Genomic DNA, 18,562 nt, shown 5'->3' on the forward strand with positions numbered 1-18,562 from the left:
CACCGACCTCAAGGTGCAAACCCAAGACGACCTGAACAACCACAGCACCCTGGCAGCGGCCAACAGCATCAACCTGGGCAGCGGCGGGCAACTGAACAATCAGGGCATCATCGAAGCCGGGGTCAACGCCGATAACAGTCGCAACCCGAATGGCGATGTCACCCTGACGGCGCAAAACCTGAACAACAGCGGCAAGAGCGTGGTGGCCAGCCGCGATCTGAACGTCACGACCAAGCAGACCCTAAACAACCAGGGCGGCACTTTGAGTGCAGGGCGGAACGTTAACCTCCGCGCCGAGACTTTGGATAACCAGAACGAGGGGCGGGTGCTGAGTAGCGGTAGCGCTGATCTTGCGATCAGCCAACTGAGCAACGCCCAGGGCGGGCTGGTCAACAGCCACGAGCATCTGAAGGTCCAGGTCGCCAACCTGAATAACCAAGGCGGTCAGCTCACCAGCTTGAAGACCCTGGAGCTTAAGGCCCGTCAGGTCGACAACAGCAATGCCGGACGTATTGCCAGTAACCAGGCATTGAGCGCCAGCGTAACGGGCTTGGACCAGCGCAATGGCGGTCGTTTGACCAGCGTTGGCGAACTGAGTCTGGACCTGAATAAGGGGTATCTGAACAACCAGGACGGTTTGATTCGTGGCCCGAGCCTGGTGTTGAAAAACCTTGCTGACGTCAGCAACCAAGGCGGTGAAATCTCCGCCGAACAGGGGTTTTCCTTGAACGCCCGCAGCCTGGATAACGGTGGCGGCAAGTTGCTTAGCGATCAAGCGTTGGTGCTGCGCTTGGACCAGGCGTTGAGCAACGTCCAAGGGGTGATCTCGGCCAATGGTCTGACGGCACGGGTATCTGCGCTGGATAACCAGTCCGGCACCTTCACCAGTCAGAGCGACCTGAGCCTGAGTGTTGACGGTGCGTTGAACAACAATCTGGGCGAGGTTTCCAGTGGTGCTGTTGCCCAATTGCATGCTGCCAGCTTGGACAACAGCCATTCCGGCAAGGTGATCGGCGATGGTGGTCTGAGTGCACGTATCACCGGGCTATTGGATAACCGAAGCAAGGGGCAGATCAGCGCCAAGGGCGCGATGGATTTAGAAACGGGTAGTTTTGATAACCGAGAAGGTCTGTTGAGTGGCAAGGACCTACTGACCTTGACTGCTGTTAGCTTGGATAACCGTAGTGGCGAGGTTCGTGCTGATCGAACCGTGCAGCTCAATATTGAAGAGGTCAGTAACCAAGAAGGGAAAATCACTGGCGTGGCAGGCGTGAATGTGACCGCCACGCACTTGGACAACAGCGGCGGTAAGGTGCTGTCGGGTACTGGTCTGGGGCTCAAGGTCGCGCAGGCCATCAACCAGAACAAGGGGTTGTTGTTCAGCAAAGGCAAGTTGACGCTGCAAGGCCAGCGCCTGGATAACCGCGACGGCAAACTGTCTGGCCAACAGGGTTTGAGCCTGTTGCTTAGCGGCGAACTGGATAACACTCGTGGCGGCCTGCGTAGCGACGGTGGCATTGACCTCACGGCGAAAGACATCAACAACTCAGCCGGCAAAGTATTCAGTAATGACGCAATCAAGCTGACCAGCCGCGGTGCGTTGAACAACCAGACGGGCTCGATCAGCGCCGATCAGGGCTTGAGCCTGAGCAGCGCCTACCTGGACAACCGCCAGGGCAACATCAGTGCGAACGGGGCGATGCGCCTGAACACGGGAGCCTTCGACAACACTCAAGGCGGGCACCTTATCGGTAAGGACAGCCTCGATCTCAAGGCCGAGCAGGTCAGCAACGGCACGGACAGCCTCATCGCCAGCGACCATGCCTTGACCGCCAGCGTGACCGGTCTTGACCAACAGGGAGGGCGGCTGTTCAGTAAAACCTCGCTGAGCCTGGACCTGAATCATGGTCTGTTGAATAACCAGCAGGGCCTGATCAATGGACCGCTGCTGATGTTGAAAAACCTCAATGGGGTGAACAACCAGAGCGGCGAGATTTCCAGTGCCCAGGCCTTCACCCTGGCCGCCAACAACCTCGATAACAGCGCCGGCAAACTCATCAGCGCCCAGGCGCTGACCCTGCGCATCGACAAGGCGCTGGCTAACGTCAAAGGCCATATTTCCGCCGCTGCTCTGCAGGTGCACAGCGCTAGCCTGGATAACCGCACGGGCATGCTCAGCAGCCGTGGCGTTACCGGCGTTGCCGTTGACGGATATTTGTTGAACCAGGGCGGCACACTGGTTGGTGACGGTGTTACCCGGCTCAGCGCCGCCAGTCTGGACAACGCCGAGGGTAAGGTGTCCGGCAAGAGTGATCTCGTTATCGAGGTCGCACAAATCAACAACCGCAAGGGGCTGTTGATTAGCCAAGGCACACTTCAGCTCGATGGCAGTACTCTGGACAATCAGAGCAGTGGCCTGGTCAGTGCAACCCAGGGGATACAACTCAAGGTTGGAGACATTGACAACCGCGGCGGTGAAATCTCCAGCAAGGCGGCTATCAGCCTAGAGAGCCAGCAACTGAATAACAGTGATGGCGCACGGGTGATAGCCGGACAGGCCCTGAACCTGACAATCGATCAGGTTCTGAACCGCAACAAAGGCGAGCTGCGTGCGCAGAGCGGACTGAGCCTGAGCGCAAGCAAGCTTGATAACAGTGCCGGTAGCCTGATCAGCGAGAAAGACCTTGATCTTGACCTTCGTGGCGAGCTGATCAATCGCCAGGGCTTGCTGAGCAGCGAAGGCCGCTCAAGCGTCAAGGTCGCGAGCTTAGACAACCGTCAAGGCAGCCTGAGCAGCGCCGGCTCCGTCAGCGTTACAAGCCTGGGAGCGCTGGACAATCAGGGCGGGCAACTGGTGACCGATGCAAGCCTTACGCTGCAGAGCCTGAGCCTGGATAACCGCCACACAGGCACCTTGAGCAGTGCCGGGCCCTTGACGATCGTTACCGGGGCTTTTGATAACAGTCATGGGGGCAATGTCAGTTCCCGCGAGACTCTCGATATTCATGCCGAGCAATTGACCAACCAGGACGGCGGGCAGCTCACCAGCAACCAGGTCTTGAGCGCAACGGTGAGTGGACTGGAGCAACAAGGCGGAAAGCTGTCGAGCCAGACCGCCGTAGAACTGGACCTCAACCATGGCCGGTTGAACAACCAGGGGGGCTTGATCAACGGCCAGCTGTTGAGCCTGAAAAACCTCAAGGAAGTGAATAATCAGGACGGTGAAATCTCCAGTGCGCAGGCGTTTACCCTGACTGCCGATAGCCTCGACAACACAGGCGGCAAGTTGCTGGGTAACCAGGGGCTGACTCTGCGTATCGCTCAGGTCTTGAACAACCTCAAGGGCCTGATCGCGGCGCAGTCTATTGATGCTCGTGCTGCCCGCCTGAACAACGATGCAGGCACCCTGACCAGTCGCAGTGACCTGCTGCTGAATATCGACGGTCAACTCAGCAATCGGCAGCAAGGGCTGATCGACGCCAGCAATACTCTGACCCTCAATAGTCGCGGCCTGGATAACCAGCATGGCTCACTGTCAGGCTCTGCCGTTGCCATCGACCTGGGCCGGGCCACGGGCGACCTTGACAACCAGAACGGCCTTGTTAGAAGCAGCGGTCCGTTGACCATCCAGCACCTGCGGGACCTGCACAACCTGGGTGGCGAGATTTCCACCACTGAAAACCTCAGCCTTGTCGCTCGCACGCTGGACAACAACGACGGCAAGTTGATCAGCCACCAGAGCTTGATCCTGGATGCCACCCAACTGAGCAACCAGGGCGGCCTGATGTCCGGCTGGCAAGGGGTGGATGTCAAAGGCATCGATCTGGACAACCGTAATAACGGCACGGTTTCCAGCCGTTATGGAAATGTCGATGCCCGTCTCGCCAACAGCCTGCTCAATCGTGGCGGCGGCGCGTTGGTTAGCCAGCAAGCCCTGAGCGTTACCGCCGCCAGCATTGACAACAGTGACCATGGTGCCCTCTCAAGCGCTGCCGAGCAGACTCTCAACGTCAGTGGTTTGCTCAGCAACGCTCAAGGCGGTTTGATCGATAGCGGCGCGGCGCTCGGCTTGAATGTGCAAGCCCTCGACAACACCGGCGGCACGATCAGCACTCAGCAGGCGCTGAGCCTGATTGGCACTCGCTTCGATAACAGCAACGGCTTGCTGATCAGCAAAGGGGCGGTCACCCTCGACCTGCTCGGTGCCTTGATCAACAGCCAGGGCAAGATAGGTAGCGCCGAATCCCTGTTGCTCAAGCGCACTACTCAGATCAATAACCAGGGCGGTGAATTGGCCAGCGAGGGCTGGTTGAACTTGCTCGCCGGTAGCCTGGACAACCGCAATCACGGCGCCATTGTGGCCAACCACAAGTTGACCCTCGCCACTGAGGGCGCGGTGCAAAACAGTGACGCCGGCCTGATTCATAGCCAGAACGCCGAGCTGCAACTCCAGGCCGCTAGCCTCGACAACGGCAAAGGCTCGATCCAAAGCAAGACTGGCCTGAGCCTCGACATCAGTGGCGATCTGGACAACCAGAGCGGCACGGTCATCGCCGAGGCGGGAGACCTCGATATCAAGGCCAGCACCATCGATAACCGTGGTGGCACCCTGTCCAGTCTCAAGGGCATCCTGCAAGCCAAAGCCCTGGGTGGCTGGCTGCGTAACGATCTCGATCTGCACAATAACCGTCAGGCCGGGGTGATACAGGCGCAAGCCCTGAACCTCGTCAGCGCCGGTATCAACAACAACGGTGGCCGCCTCTCGGCGCAAACCGGTGATGTCCTCATCAGTACCGGCGCTTTCGACAACCGCGATGGCGGCCTGTATGCGAAGCAGGCGGTCCGCGTCAGTGCCAGTAGTTTTGACAACAGCGGCGATGTCCGCGGCCAAGTCGCTGGTAGCCAGATCGACCTCAAACTCAGCGGCGTCCTGAACAACCAGAAAGGCATTATCGAAAGCGATCATGCCCTGACCATCGACGCCGCCAGCGTGGATAACCGCAAGGGACAGCTGCGTGCGTTGGGCACCAGCGGCAAAACTGAATTCCAGATCGGCGGAGTGTTCGATAGCCGTGCCGGCACCCTGGAAACCGCCAACAATGACCTGTCTCTGAATGTCGGCAGTTTTCTGAACGAAGGCGGTAGTGTCCTGCACGCCGGTAGCGGCACCTTCGACATCAGCACCGATAACCTGACCCGGGCGGGCGGCACCTTGGTCACCCGCGGCGCCCTGACGCTGAACACCGACACCTGGACCAACAGTAGCGTGATTCAGGCTGGCCGCTTGACGGTCAACGTCAACACCCTCAACCAGACTGCGGGTGGCCAGCTTCTGGCTTCCGAAAGCCTGGTGGGCACGGGTCAGAACTGGTCTAACGACGGGCTGATTGCGAGTGATGGCAGCCTCAATCTGACGTTTGGAGGAACCTACAGTGGCAGCGGGCGCGCCAGCAGCCAGGGCACTCTGGGGCTGAGTGCGGCGCAGATGAACCTGGCCAGCGGGGGGAGCTTGGCGGGTGGAGATACCACAACAATCAGCATCAATGGATTGCTAAATAATGCAGGCCGGCTGACATCTGCTGCTGATTTGATGATCAAAGCGGGAGTTATCACTAATCGTGGCTCTTTGGGTAGCTCACGGGCATTCACGTTGGCTACTGAAAACTTGCAAAACCTAGATGGGGCTGTTTTTAGCGGCTCTAACATGAATCTGTATGTTGATAGTCTGAGTAATAAGAACTCGGATATTTATAGTTTGGGTTTGGTTCGTATTGCTAAAAATGAACTGGGCGCTCGATCGGCGTTGTTGGAAAATATTTCAGGGGTAATAGAAAGTGTGGGGGATTTTTCTATTTTTTCTGATGTGGTTTTAAATAAGCGAGCCGATTTTGATGTTGAGTCAAAGTTGGAGTCTGGATATATTGGCGTTCGTTGCTATGAGTGCAGCAGTATTTACGATGATGAGCGAGGAAGAAACGGTACTCGCTCGCATTTTGTATTAGTGGAGACTTATGGCGAAAAAAGTATAGTTGGCAAAGGATCAAAGCAAGCTGGTTTAGTTTCAGGCGGTAATCTCTCCATTTTGGGAGGGGATGTTGTTAATGCTAATTCATTAATCGGTGCGGTTGGTAATATTTCTATAGAGACTCAATCGTTCTCCAATATGGGGACTTCTTTGGGTGGATATAAATCAATAAAGTACTTAAATTTAAACGCATCCAATAAAGCCCTTTGGGCTGATGCCTTGACCTATAACTCAATAAATGATCCTAATTACAATGGTGGTGTACATTTTTGGAATGCCGTTGGTGCAGAAGAAGTAACCCCGGTAAGAGTTCGTCTTACAAATACAGCAAAGGGGGAGCAGGCTAAAGCCTGGCAAATATTTGGAAGCTCTTGGGTCTATATCGGTGGTTTAGTAGGGCATCTTGATAGGGCTCTGCCTATTCCATCTGGTCGATATGTAAGTGGTGTGAGTTCTGAAGCGTCAGTTGGATTTAAAGGGGCTGACGTAATTTCCGAAAAAATAGTGGCGGATACGGGGTCGAAATTTATTCCGTCAATTGTTCAGGCAGGTGGTGCTTTATCTATTGCGGCCACTGAAAAGTTCTCCAATGGGGTGGAGCGGTCGTTTACTCAAAGTGCAAGCGGAGATTTTCGTAGTGTAGATACAAAGGTAGGGGAGGCTGGCGCGCCTGTTGTTATTCTTTTAAATAAACAGTTACCTCCCGATCTTGCACAACAGCAAATTAATCCACTGGCCTTGCCTGGGTTCAACCTGCCTTCTGGCCAGAACGGTTTGTTCCGCTTGAGCCAGCAAAGCGGCAATACACAAGCTCCTCGCGGGCCGCAAGACTGGAGCATGGGCAGTGCGGTGGTCAGCAGTGCACAGCGCCACCCAGCTCTGCCTGTCAGTTCGGGGCGTGAGGTGCAGATCACTGCTTCATCATTGACGCTGACCAGCACGCCGGAGCTGCCTCAGAGCGATCGTCAAAAATCTGATATTGCGGCTGATACGGCGACGAACAATGTCACCGTGCCGGTAAATGACGCTGAGCTTGCTGGGCGCATAACCCTGCCAACCGCTGCGGTGGACAATCAGGTCACCTCATGGAGCTCACAGAGCATCAGCCGCGTACAAGGTCTGCCAGACAGTCTCATCCGTTCGCAACCGCACAAGTACCTGATCGAAACCAACCCGTTGCTGACCGAACTCAAGCAGTTCATGAGCTCGGACTACTTATTGTCCAACCTCGGTTACAACCCAGACGAAAGCGCCAAGCGCTTGGGCGACGGTTTCTATGAACAACGGCTGATCCAGCAGGCCGTGGCAGCCCGTACAGGCCAGCGCTTTATCGACGGCCAGAATAGCGACGAGAAGCTGTTCAAGTACCTGATGGACAACGCCATCAAGAGCAAAGACTCACTTAGCTTGTCGTTGGGTGTCAGTCTGACTTCGGAGCAAGTAGCGGCTCTGACCCACGACATCGTCTGGCTGGAAAAAGCAGAGGTCAACGGGGAGCAAGTTTTGGTGCCCGTGCTGTATTTGGCCCAAACCAATAACCGCTTGGCGCCCAATGGCGCGCTGATTGCCGGTAATGACCTCAACCTGATCGCTGGGAAGAACCTGGATAATGCCGGCACGCTGCGAGCGACCGGGAACCTGTCTGTCCAGACAGGACATCATCTAGTCAATAGCGGCCTTGTTGAGGCCGGCAATCGCCTGGATCTGCTTGCAGGTAATACTCTGGTGAACAAGGCGGGAGGCATCATCGCCGGGCGTGACGTTAACGTTATTGCTACCCAGGGGGATGTTCTTAACGAGCGGACGTCCACTCGCTTGGAAAGTCAATTTGGAAGGTCCCACTATCAAAATGATGTGATGGATAGCGCTGCTCGTATTGAGGCGGCGAATGCCCTGACCCTGCAAGCCGGACGTGACATTAGCAATATCGGTGGAGGTCTGAAAAGTGGTAGCGACCTGACACTCCGGGCGGGGCGTGACATAAACATTGCGTCCGCAGAGCAACTCGACAATCTAGAGCAAAGTTCGCGTAGGCAAAATAAAACCGTCACCCAGTTTGGCTCTGTGGTAGAAGCTGGCCGTGATTTGAAGGCTGAAGCAGGACGCGATATCACCGCTATCGCCAGCGAGATTGAAGCCGCGCGCGACATCACCATGTCTGCCACGGAGAACCTTACCCTGGCCTCCGCAGCGGATGAGCAGCATTCCTACAGCAAGAGCAAGAAAGTCACCCGTCAGGAAGACCATATCAAGCAGGTAGGGACCAGCGTCCAAGCGGGTGGCGATGTGACCTTGGGCGCTGGCAACAACCTGATGCTGATCTCCAGTCGAGTCGAGGCAGGTGATGAGGCGTATCTGGTGGCTGGCGACAAGCTGGAATTGCTAGCAGCGCAGGACAGCGATTACTCGCTGTACGACATGAAGAAAAAGGGTAGCTGGGGCAAGAAGAAAACCCAGCGTGATGAAGTCACCCAAGTCTCTAACGTTGGCAGTGGGATCAAGACCGGGGGAGACCTGACGCTCAAGAGTTACGGTGACCAGAGGTATCAGGTCGCCAAGTTGCAAAGCAGCAAGGACATCACCCTGGATAGCGGTGGTGCCATCACCTTTGAAGGGGTGAAGGACCTGCACCAGGAGAGTCACGAGAAGAGCAGTAACAGCCTCGCCTGGACCAGTGCCAAGGGTAAGGGCAACACCGATGAGACTTTGCGTCAGAGTCAGTTGGTGGCTAAGGGCGAATTGATCATCAAAGCCACCGATGGTTTGAAGATCGACCTCAAGCAGATCGACCAAAAGTCCATCAGTCAGACCATCGACGCCATGGTGCAAGCCGATCCACAACTGGCCTGGCTCAAGGAGGCCGAGAAGCGCGGCGATGTGGACTGGCGCAGGGTGAAAGAGGTCCATGACAGTTACAAATACAGCCATTCCGGGCTTGGCCAAGGGGCGATGCTGGCCATCATTATCATCGTGACTGTTTTGACCGCAGGCGCGGCGAGTGGCGCGGTGGGTACGGCATTTGCGGGTGCCGGTTCTGCAGGTAGTGGCACCGTTATGGCGGCTGGCGGGGTTTCCACCGTTGGGGCTTCTGCAGGCACCTTTGTTGCTGCCGGTTGGGGCAACGCCATGGTTACGGCCGGCCTGACTTCAATGGCCAGCACCGGGGCTGTCAGTGTCATCAACAACAAGGGCAATCTTGGCGCAGCGTTCAAGGAAACTTTCAGCAGTGACAGCTTGAAAGGCGCTGCAATATCGAGCCTGACCGCTGGATTCACCACGGGAGTTATAGATCCTCAGCTAGGGGGACAAACCAAACCCTTTAATGGCCTCACCAAAGGATTTGATCTCAGAACACTGGAGGGTATTGGTGGTTTCGCAGCACATGCGGGAGCTCAGGGGGTGGCAGCAGGGGCGATTAAAACCGCCATTGATGGAGGTAGTTTTACTCAGAACCTGAATGCAAGCCTGGTTTCTCAAGCTGGAAACGTAGTCGCCGCTACTGCGTTTAACTTCGTTGGGGGGTATGCGCAAGAGCATTGGCAAGCTGCAAAGAATGCTGGTGATACAACGGGGATGGCTATGTGGGCTGAGGGGGGCGCAGCCAGAGTCGCGATGCATGCCTTGTTTGGTGGCGCGGTGTCTAGTGCTACAGGAGGTGACTTCAAGACAGGAGCTATCGCCGCTGGCGCCAGTCAGGCCATGGCGCAAGTGTTGAATGACATCTTTGATCAGCAGCCTGCTTTGAGGCAGGGATTCTCACAAATTGTTGGATTGGCGGTAGCGGGTGCTGCTGGAGGTGATGTCAACAAGGCTTCATGGGTTGCGCAGATGGCCGATGAATACAATCGCCAACTGCACCAGAAAGAAACCCTTGCCCTTGAGGAACTACAGCGCGAAGACCCAGAGAATGCCTACCAGCTTCGGGCCGCTGCCTGTGCCTTGGTAAACTGCTTGTCTTCGGTTCCTCCTGATGATCCCTTGTATAACGCCGTTGCACAGCTTGAGGCGGATGGGCGTAACTTCAAGGATGCGCAAGCCAAGCTCATGGGCACCGGAGCTTTTGATGAGTATGGAGCATGGGACAAGGCGAATGATGAACTTCTAAGAAACGACAAAGAGCTTAGTCGCTCAGGTAATGCTAGCCGAGCAGTCTTGGGAGCGGTTGGTGCAGCTGCCGGATTCGGCGGTGCGATATTGACTACTCCGGCCTGCGTCACGGGTTTAGGTTGCGCACTGCCTACTTTCTCTGCATTGGGGGGTACGCTCTCGTTCCATGATGGATGGCAGGCGACGGGCCAGTTGTTTGCTCCGTACGAATACACTCAAGGCAGTAAAGTCCTCAATTCGTTTAGCTCAGAGAACTATCCTGGCGATGTCAGCCCGATGCGCGACTATGGGACTGCTGCGGCTAGGGCGGCGCTTGAGATTGTCCTCTTCAAGGGCGCGGCTAAGCTCGCGAATGGGACGGGAGCTTCTGTTTTACTTAAGGAGCAAGCTGGTGCCAACGCTACAAAAGAGACCGCGAAAAATCTAGTCTCTGGGGAAACTAAGGTTGTAGGTATTGATAAGCCAGCGGCTAACGATGCTAATTTTACGTTGGCATTACCTTCAGGAAAGAAAGGGACTGTAGTTAGGGGGGCTTTAGAGGATCACGAGTTTAAACAGGCATCTGATATCGTTTCCTTTAGAGGTGGTGAATTTAAGGGGGCCGATACACCTAGTTTTGCGGGCATTGATGGCTGGCTTGATGGTGTTCCTGTTCAACTTAAGACAGTCAAAGGGACTAGTATAAACTCGGTTAGAAGAAATATCCTTAGTGGTGCTGAGGATATGGCTAAAGCTGGGTATAAGGGGGATTTGTATATTGATGCAGCTAGTACAAGAGTGTCCATGGAAAAGATGTTAAGTCACTTTAAGTCGGGGTCCCCAGTCTCAAATGTTGTTGGTGAAGGGACGGTGAATAATATTTATATAAAAACTCAGGATGGCTGGATGAATATATCCTCTGGTCGAGTTTCTCAATATAAAGGGTGGGAATGATGTCGGCTGGTTTATTTGTTCCGATCAGGGTGGTTCCTGATTTTAAGAGTCTCTTGGGTGGACTGTTTACCTTTCTTTCCGGCTTTTTTATATCGGCAGGTCAGCTAAGGGTTGGTGTGAGTCTTGGCGGAGGGGGGGAGCTAATTAATAGTTTTGTCTTTGTGCATGATCAAGAGCAGAAACCTCTGTGTTGGATTAGTTTTATGGAAGTGGCTGAGGATTTGAGAGAAAGCTCAGAAGTGGATTTGCCTATTGTTGCTCAAGTTACAAGGAGCTCGGAACATAATATGTTGTTTTCAGTGGCAGTTGCTTGTGCGATAGGAAAAGCGTTCGGAGGGCGAGTGATATATGATGATGGTCAGGTGTATTTTGATTGCAAGAAAGACGTTTATACTCTCTTGGAGAGTGAGGAGTATCTTTCCGCCAGATTGTGAAAGTGTTTGCTGAGTTTGGGGGGATGTATTTTTTGAGCTGGGCGCAAACTGTGCTTTTAGTTAAATATCAAGGTTGAAGTGGAGCTGCTTTGTACCGCCCCTTTCTGTTTATGCTAATTTTCAACAGGCTGCGTTTTCACACAGCCTGTTCAAGCTGCCTTTTTTGCTTACTGGAGCACCTGCTCCAGCATCCGCCTTGTCGTCACATCCATTAAATCACACCCATCGCGCAGCAAAATGTTGCACACCAGCGACAGTTCCTGAAGCACCACTACATCTCTGGGCGTGTCATCAGAAGCCGTTAAGTTCTCCAGCAGTTGAGTCACGGCGCGAATGCAATGCGCCATTGCATCGTGCAGGACGTCTATGGGAGCTTGGGTATCGATCAGCAGGGAGGGAGTGTTGCAGTTAGGGGTCGGTTATAGCTTGATAACGAGTCATTTATTGAGCGTTTTTGGTTTGACTGAGGACTCTGTAAATCAGATCGCCAAACCCGGTCGTTCTTTCAACGCTCCCTCGACTATATCCAGCGTTCCTCCCTGTCCTTTAAGCCTCATTCCTACTGGATTGTCTGCTTCTGCGGTAAGGCAATTCCTAATTTGTCGAGAGGACCTGTTCAAGCCGGTCCGCCGTGATTTTCCTGGCTTACAATGCCGCCGCTTATCGCCATGCAGGGGTGGTTTTCAGGTGGCGGTGCGTTGTTGAAACCTTCTCAAGGAAGATCCGTCATGCGTCTGTTGTCTCTGCTCTTCACCCTCGCTTTGCTCGCCGGTTGCGCCTCCACCCCGGACTATTACATCTCGCCCAAACCGGTACGGATTCCCGCCAACGCGACTTACTGGATCGACACCTTCAACCTGCAACTGGTCGGCGAGAGCGAGCGCTTTCTGCCCGAGGACAAGTTGCGCCAGCAACTGGGCATGGAGTTGATCCGGCAATTGGGCAATGCCAATCGCTATGCCGCCACCAAGGACAGCGCCGACTACTTGCTGGATGTGAATGCGGTGTACAAGCGCCGCCTCAGTGATTCCCAGGGCGGGCTGGTGTCGATGGTCGTCGATGACAATACGATCCTGGCCAGTGTCGACTTTGGCTACAAGGTGCAGGTCAAGCGCGACGGCGCCGAGGTGTTGCATTTCGCCCAGGAGCGCGATGGTTTGCAGCCGGCCGGGGCCATGGGCCAGTTGCGCAATATGAAGACCATGTTGGGGGCGATCACCAACAGCGGTAATTCGGATGTGGAGAACTTCTACATTTGTGCTCTGCCGAGGTTCATCGTTCGCGATATCACGGCCATTCCTTCTCGTTGAGTGAGTGTGTGGAGGGATTGTAGGAGCGAGCTCGCTCGCGATGAGCGCCAGGGCGTCGCGTTCTTTCAGTAGCGGCGCGTTATCGTTGGCGTTGTTCGCGAGCGAGCTCGCTCCTACAGGGGGATCAACATGCTTTTTGGGTTATAGCTTTTTCACCGGAATGCAGATCTCACACTCCAGCTCCCCGGTCTTGACGTCGTAGAAGGCATCCGCCGGGTAGCGTTCGAAGGCCGGGCGCGGGTCGAATTGCAGGCCGCTCTTGGGCAGCCAGTCGCGGCACAGTTCGATCCAGGCGTCGGCGATAGCCGGGCCCAGGCCGCGGTAGTGGGCCACGGCGTAGAGGCCGCCGGGCAGGGTGGTGATTACGGCGGGAGGGCTGGCCTTGAAGTCTTCGGGTACTTCCACGCAGGCGTCGTAGCGGCATTTGTCGGCGGGGGTGAGGTCCGGGTCGTCGTGGCCGATGCCGTAGCGCACGCGGTTGAAAAGTTGATGTTCGAGCATCCATGGCGCTGCGGTTTCGCGCCAGAACACGCCAATGCCCGGGCCGTAGGCGCCGATGTAGCGCAGGTAGGCCACGCGGGTGGCGGGTAGTTGCTGCAGGGTGACCTTCATCGCGGTTTCCTTCAGGTGAATGAAGGCGTCAGGATCGTCGAAGGCGGGGATGTGGGTCTGATCAGGATTGCGCAATTCACGCAGGCGGCGTTCGCGGATGTCGTCCAGGCGGCGGTGCCAGCGTTTGGGCTCGGTGTCGCGCCAGGTGCTTGGGGAGACTGAGAAGTGCTGTTTGAAGGCCCGGGAAAAGGCCTCGCCGGAGCCGAAGCCGACTTCCAGGGCAATTTCCAGCACTGAGGCCGAGGGGCGGCTGGCCATGAGGTAGGCACCGCAGGCCAGGCGTCGGCGGCGCAGGTAGGCACCCAGGGGCTCGCCGACCCAGGCGCTGAACAGGCGGTGGAAGTGGTAGGGCGAGAAATGTGCGACCCGCGCCAGGTCCGCCAGCTCCAGAGGTTGGTCCAGGTGTTGGTCGATATGCTCCAGCACCCGGCTCATGCGCAGGGTGTATTCGTGGAGGCTGTGATAGGCGGCGCTCATGTCTACAGCTTAGTTGGCTGTGTGGGTCGTCACAGTCTGCCGCAGATTTGTGCCGTTTGTGAGTGCGATTCGCCGGCAAGCTGGCTCCTGCGGCAGGTTCTCAATCGTCGCAACAGCAACTGCTGCTCTTGCCCTGGGGCGTTGCCTGGTAGCGATCGTGGTGCCGGACCCAGCCCATGATCTGCTCTTCGTTGCGCCCCTTGGGCGTCAGGTCGAGGAAGTTGTAGGCCCCCAGCAACAGGTCCAGCCCGCGGGCATAGGTGGAATAGGTGTGGAATATCTCACCTTGCGGGTTGCGGTAGAACACGCTGAGCCCGGGCAACTCCTGCTCATCGCCACTGGCCTGTTCGTAGTTGTAGCTGGCAGTGCCCTGGGCCAGTTGCTCGGTGCTGAGGCTGACGCCGAAGTCCTGGTTGAAGTCGTCGCCGGCGCTGGAATACCAATCGAAATGCCAACCCATGCGCTGGCGAAAGGCTTGGAACTCGGCATAAGGGGCGTGGGAGACGGCCACCAGCGCTACATCGTGATGGGCCAGGTGCTGGTTGGCGCCATCGAAGTGGTCGGCGACGAACGAGCAACCCTTGCAGCCTTCCTCCCAACCTTCGGCAAACATGAAGTGGTAGACCAGTAGTTGGCTGTGTTCGCCAAACAGATCGGCCAGGCCCAGCGGGCCATCGGGGCCATGAAACTGATAGGGTTTGTCGATTTTCACCCAGGGCAGCGCCCGACGTTCGGCGCTGAGCTGGTCGCGCTGGCGGGTGAAGGCCTTTTCGTGGATCAGGTGCTGTTTGCGGGCTTGCAGCCATTGTTCCCGGGAGACCACGGGATGCTCGGTGACGGTCATGACATCTCTCCTCAAGGCAGTGGGGGCGATGGGTCTTACACACGCTAGTCGCTTGGCGCTGGAGTGGATCGACAAACCGCCCAGCGGTTTTCCGATCAGGGGGCGGCGGCCTGGGGTGGATTTCCTGAACGGCTGAATGGCCTGCCGGTCACAACTTGTGAAGGCATTTCATTGGCTTGTCTGGAGGTTGAATCAGGATGACGACTTATAACTGGGATCTGATCGAACGACTGCTGCACGAAGTGCAGAACGGCGCCGGCCACAGCTTCACTCCGCGACCCTATGCCGAGCAGCATGCGGCGGCCAAGGCGGCGGAAGGCGAGCCCACCGGCAATCTGGATGACCTGAAAGTCACCGCCACCGAGTACGAAAAGTTACTGCTGGACCGAGGCTTTATTGAAAGCCGGCCGGAAGAGGAGGGGGGCAATGGCGAGAACTTCGTGCTCACGCCCCGAGGTTCCAGCCTGCTGTGCCTGATCGACAGCAGCATCCCGGGCAATGATCACCCGCGCCAGGTGCTGGATGAGCAGGCCGATGCGCTGGATCCGGCGACCTTCGATCAGGTGGCCTCCAAGGCCCAGATCGCCTAGGTTGCACCTAGCCCTGGCGGGCGTTCTGCAGGCATTTGAGCTCGGCGAAGTCCTTGCGCACTCCGTCGATTTTCTTCAGCAGGCGCTGGCGCTGGGCCGGGGTGCTTTGTGCCATCAGGTCCACCAGCAGGCTGCGTGCGGCCTGTTCGGTGTGGGCGTAGGCCTGGCGATAGTCCGGCGTCCATAAGCTCTCGCGGTGTACCAGCAATTGCTCGATACGTTGTGGGAAATCGCTGTTTTGCCGGTGCTCCACGGCCGCGCTGAATTGCGCCTGCCAGTGGGCTCGGTTGGCGATCCACTGCTGGTTCTGCTCGCCCAGGCTGCTGGACCATTGTTCCACCCGTTGCTGCTGACTCGGGCTCAAGGGGCCGAGCCAGGCGTTCAGACGCTTTTTCATGCGTTGGCTGCGCTGCTCTATCTGTTGCGCCAGCGGCGGCTTGAGGTATTGCTCCTGGTGTTCCTGCAAGTCCTTGGCGAAGGCAGAATTCATTTCTTTGACTTGCTGGTCGTTCAGACCCTGGAGCAGCTCCACGGCGGACGGGGTGATCTGCCGGGCGGTTTCGGCGATGGCTTGCTTGGCTTCCCGGGTGCGCTCTTGCAGGCCCTGGTCGCTGACCTGGTTGTTCTGCACCATCAGTTGCAGGCGGTCGAGCCAGTCCAGGTAACCCGGGAGCTGGGTGGTGCAATGCCAGCTCAGGTGCTGCTGCAGGCGCTGGTTGAACCAGCTCTTCTGCTCGCTGTTCATGTCCAGGTAGTCGTTGAGGTTCCAGGGAATGATCACATCCAGGTTGCGATAGGCCAGGCCGACCCGGCTACAGGCGCCCAGCAGCAGGCTGATGATCAGGAGCGGAATGAGGAGGTGCCAGCGGCGCGCCATGTTCGAGTCCTTGCGAGTGCGGGTTGCTGTATCTGAACCCTGAAGGCGCCTCGCAGTTCAGACGTTCAGTAGAACGCCCGTTCGGCCTTGAAGGTGAGCAGGCCGTCGCATTGCGGGTTATGCCCGGAGTAGGCGCTGCAGTCGTTGCCGCTGAGGCTGGAGTCACTGTAGATCAGGTTCAGGTCGATCCCCAGCCAGGGGCGCGAGAGCTTGATCGACCAGTCATTGAAGCCGGCCACGTAGCCGCCGTCGGCGATCGAGACGCCATTGTTCAATTGATGGGTGGTGTATTTGACGCTGACGCCAATGCCGAACGGTACGTTGCCGCCCAGGTCAGCGAACAGGGTGCTGTTGCGTTTGTCCGGGTCGTTGCTGAAGGCCGCGCCGAAGCGGCTGCCGAGCAGGGTCAGGCCGCCGTAGAATTCCTGGCTGTCCTGGGTCCGCAACTGCGGGTAGTTGTAGTGGATCATTCCCAGTTCGTAGCCCAGGGTCTGGTCGAAGGGCTGCTTGAAGCCCAGGTAGGAATCCACCTCCAGTTTGCTGGAGGGGCTCAGGCCCATGCTGGGGGCCCACTGGCCGGCATACCAGCCACTGTCGTGGCTCAGGTCGAGGCCGCCGTGGAACGAGCCGCTGGAAGCCGGCTTGACCAGGCCCTGGGCCATGCTGCGGCTGGGGCTGGTGCCCAGCTTGAGGTCGAAATCCCCCAGCTCGCGCTGGAAGATTTGCCCATGGGCAATGGGGCAGGCCAACAGCAGGCTGCAGGCCAGCAACGAGGATTTGAGCATGCAGCACTCCCTGAACTGCGCGGAGCGACAACCTGAAAGGCGGCTGAAACGATTGATCTAGAGGGGGTAAAGGATACCGGCGAATGCCATTGGCTGAAGGCCGTTCGTCGATTTGCTGGTCGTGGGGAGAAGAGGGGGTGCCAGTCCTAGCGCTTTGAGGGCAAAGCGCTAAGGGACCAGGATAATGCGCGGGGGAGTTACTTCTTGCCCAGGCTGATCTGCTTGGACGGGCCGAAAGTCTGGCCGCTGACGCCTTTGGCGATCTGCTGGATTTCGCCGCCCGATTTCAGGAACGCTGCGATCTGTTCGTTGATCGATTCACTGGTTTCAACGGCGGGAGCTGGTTTTGCTTTGCTGTTGGAGGCTTTTACTCGCATGGCGGCCATTTAACCTTTCGGGAAAATTAATTTGGCCAGGCATCTTATCAGAAATACTTGACAATTGCTTGGTAAATATCCCCTGGAACACAAAGGCGCTTCCTGCTGTTTTTCCTAAGTTTATTTTTCGGATATTTTCCTAAGTCGCTGTTTTAACTAAGGACCCATCGAAAAAATTGCCCTCTCGCCGTGCTCCGAAAAGGCTCGATGCACGGCTGTTCGCCTGACGAGCGGCCGGTTGAGCGCCGGGAGCGCCAGAAAAATCAAGGATTTCGTGGCCGGCGATTCAGGAGCGTCAACGCAGGCCTGGAAAACAGGTAGAATGCCGCCCACGCAATGAGGGTATTGGAAATGGCTTTAGTCGGGCGCTACAACAGTTTGCAAGTGGTTAAACACACTAACTTTGGTTTGTATCTGGACGGTGGGGCGGACGGCGAAATATTGCTGCCCAATCGTTATATCCCCAAGGACATTCCCAGCGAAGATGAAGACTGGCTGAATGTTTTTGTTTACTTGGACAGTGCTGACAAGTTAATCGCAACTACCGAAAAGCCGAAAGTTCAAGTTGGTGAGTTCGCCAGCCTTAAAGTCGTCGAAGTTAACAGTATCGGGGTGTTCCTGGACTGGGGGCTGCCCAAGGATCTGCTGCTGCCGTACTCCGAGGAAAAGCGCCAGATGAACGCCGGCGAATACTGCGTGGTACATGTCTACCTGGACAAGCACACTCGCCGTATCACCGCCACGGCCCGTCTGGACCGCTACCTGGACAAGACGCCGGCCAACTACAAGGCCGGCCAGGAAGTCGACTTGCTGGTGGCCGAGTCCACCGACATGGGCTTCAAGGCCATCATCAACAACAAGCACTGGGGCCTGATCCACAAGAACGAAGTGTTCAAGTTCCTGCGCTCGGGGATGCAAGAGAAAGGTTTCATCAAGGAAGTGCGCGCCGACGGCAAGATCAGCCTGAGTCTGCAACCTGTCGGTGAACAGGCGGCCACCAGCCTGAACTCGAAGATCCTTGCCAAGTTGCGGGAAAACGATGGCTCGCTAGCGGTCAGCGACAAGAGCGACCCGGCCTTGATCAGCAGTTTGTTCGGGGTTAGCAAGGGCAACTTCAAGAAGGCCATCGGTGCCCTCTACAAGCAGGGCCAGATTGTCATTCACGCGGATCGTATCGAGCTAAGCTGAGAC

Annotated in this window: 11 protein-coding genes; 5 read left to right on the forward strand and 6 right to left on the reverse strand. The window is 56.6% G+C overall.

The window, feature by feature from the left end:
• The first annotated feature begins 13 nt into the window (after positions 1–13).
• The gene (locus tag KCG88_RS27395; protein WP_348984541.1) at positions 14–11,065 is read left to right on the forward strand and encodes a DUF637 domain-containing protein; all 11,052 of its coding nucleotides are present in this window, start codon (positions 14–16) and stop codon (positions 11,063–11,065) included.
• Positions 11,065–11,499: a hypothetical protein gene (locus KCG88_RS27400; RefSeq protein WP_210713552.1), complete on the forward strand. Its 435-nt coding sequence runs from the start codon at positions 11,065–11,067 to the stop codon at positions 11,497–11,499. Before KCG88_RS27395 ends, KCG88_RS27400 begins: the two co-directional genes overlap by 1 nt.
• Before the next feature lie 167 nt (positions 11,500–11,666).
• On the opposite strand, the gene KCG88_RS27405 is transcribed toward KCG88_RS27400, so the two are convergent.
• Positions 11,667–11,891, reverse strand: a complete 225-nt coding sequence (locus KCG88_RS27405; RefSeq protein ID WP_047284417.1) for a hypothetical protein — start codon at positions 11,889–11,891, stop codon at positions 11,667–11,669.
• Between the two features lie 336 nt (positions 11,892–12,227).
• Here KCG88_RS27405 and KCG88_RS27410 point away from each other — a divergent pair, with 336 nt between their 5' ends.
• Positions 12,228–12,809 (forward strand): hypothetical protein, encoded by a 582-nt coding sequence (locus tag KCG88_RS27410; RefSeq protein ID WP_210713553.1) that lies wholly within the window; start codon positions 12,228–12,230, stop codon positions 12,807–12,809.
• A 141-nt stretch (positions 12,810–12,950) separates the two neighbouring features.
• On the opposite strand, the gene KCG88_RS27415 is transcribed toward KCG88_RS27410, so the two are convergent.
• Together KCG88_RS27415 and KCG88_RS27420 are read right to left on the reverse strand one after the other, a co-directional pair.
• The gene (locus KCG88_RS27415; RefSeq protein WP_210713554.1) at positions 12,951–13,898 is read right to left on the reverse strand and encodes an AraC family transcriptional regulator; all 948 of its coding nucleotides are present in this window, start codon (positions 13,896–13,898) and stop codon (positions 12,951–12,953) included.
• A gap of 100 nt (positions 13,899–13,998) precedes the next feature.
• The gene (locus tag KCG88_RS27420) at positions 13,999–14,742 is read right to left on the reverse strand and encodes a thioredoxin family protein (protein ID WP_047336018.1); all 744 of its coding nucleotides are present in this window, start codon (positions 14,740–14,742) and stop codon (positions 13,999–14,001) included.
• Positions 14,743–14,939: 197 nt separating this feature from the next.
• Between KCG88_RS27420 and KCG88_RS27425 the strand changes: the two genes are divergently transcribed.
• Positions 14,940–15,332 (forward strand): hypothetical protein, encoded by a 393-nt coding sequence (locus KCG88_RS27425; protein WP_011059899.1) that lies wholly within the window; start codon positions 14,940–14,942, stop codon positions 15,330–15,332.
• Between the two features lie 7 nt (positions 15,333–15,339).
• Here the strand turns inward: KCG88_RS27425 and KCG88_RS27430 are convergent, their stop codons facing one another.
• The 3 genes from KCG88_RS27430 to KCG88_RS27440 all read right to left on the reverse strand — a co-directional run bounded on the left by KCG88_RS27430 (position 15,340) and on the right by KCG88_RS27440 (position 17,380).
• Entirely contained in the window at positions 15,340–16,209 is an 870-nt protein-coding gene (locus KCG88_RS27430; protein WP_210713555.1) for a DUF6279 family lipoprotein, read from the reverse strand.
• 65 nt (positions 16,210–16,274) lie between these two features.
• Positions 16,275–16,994 carry a TorF family putative porin gene (locus tag KCG88_RS27435; protein ID WP_047336019.1) on the reverse strand — a complete coding sequence of 240 codons (720 nt, stop codon included), beginning with the start codon at positions 16,992–16,994 and terminating at the stop codon, positions 16,275–16,277.
• 197 nt (positions 16,995–17,191) lie between these two features.
• Positions 17,192–17,380: a hypothetical protein gene (locus KCG88_RS27440; RefSeq protein WP_016962619.1), complete on the reverse strand. Its 189-nt coding sequence runs from the start codon at positions 17,378–17,380 to the stop codon at positions 17,192–17,194.
• Between the two features lie 342 nt (positions 17,381–17,722).
• Between KCG88_RS27440 and KCG88_RS27445 the strand changes: the two genes are divergently transcribed.
• Positions 17,723–18,559, forward strand: a complete 837-nt coding sequence (locus KCG88_RS27445) for a S1-like domain-containing RNA-binding protein (protein WP_026020046.1) — start codon at positions 17,723–17,725, stop codon at positions 18,557–18,559.
• Positions 18,560–18,562 lie beyond the last annotated feature (3 nt).

Origin of the sequence: Pseudomonas sp. MWU349, from assembly GCF_017947325.1 — a bacterium.
Classification (GTDB): domain Bacteria; phylum Pseudomonadota; class Gammaproteobacteria; order Pseudomonadales; family Pseudomonadaceae; genus Aquipseudomonas; species Aquipseudomonas protegens.

What these genes read in the sequence shown, in the direction of transcription:
- KCG88_RS27400 (WP_210713552.1), top strand. Translation starts at nt 11,065, where the DNA reads ATGTCGGCTGGTTTATTTGTTCCGATCAGGGTGGTTCCTGATTTTAAG.
- KCG88_RS27410 (WP_210713553.1), top strand. Translation starts at nt 12,228, where the DNA reads ATGCGTCTGTTGTCTCTGCTCTTCACCCTCGCTTTGCTCGCCGGTTGC.
- KCG88_RS27415 (WP_210713554.1), bottom strand. Translation starts at nt 13,898, where the DNA reads ATGAGCGCCGCCTATCACAGCCTCCACGAATACACCCTGCGCATGAGC.
- KCG88_RS27420 (WP_047336018.1), bottom strand. Translation starts at nt 14,742, where the DNA reads ATGACCGTCACCGAGCATCCCGTGGTCTCCCGGGAACAATGGCTGCAA.
- KCG88_RS27425 (WP_011059899.1), top strand. Translation starts at nt 14,940, where the DNA reads ATGACGACTTATAACTGGGATCTGATCGAACGACTGCTGCACGAAGTG.
- KCG88_RS27430 (WP_210713555.1), bottom strand. Translation starts at nt 16,209, where the DNA reads ATGGCGCGCCGCTGGCACCTCCTCATTCCGCTCCTGATCATCAGCCTG.
- KCG88_RS27435 (WP_047336019.1), bottom strand. Translation starts at nt 16,994, where the DNA reads ATGCTCAAATCCTCGTTGCTGGCCTGCAGCCTGCTGTTGGCCTGCCCC.
- KCG88_RS27440 (WP_016962619.1), bottom strand. Translation starts at nt 17,380, where the DNA reads ATGGCCGCCATGCGAGTAAAAGCCTCCAACAGCAAAGCAAAACCAGCT.
- KCG88_RS27445 (WP_026020046.1), top strand. Translation starts at nt 17,723, where the DNA reads ATGGCTTTAGTCGGGCGCTACAACAGTTTGCAAGTGGTTAAACACACT.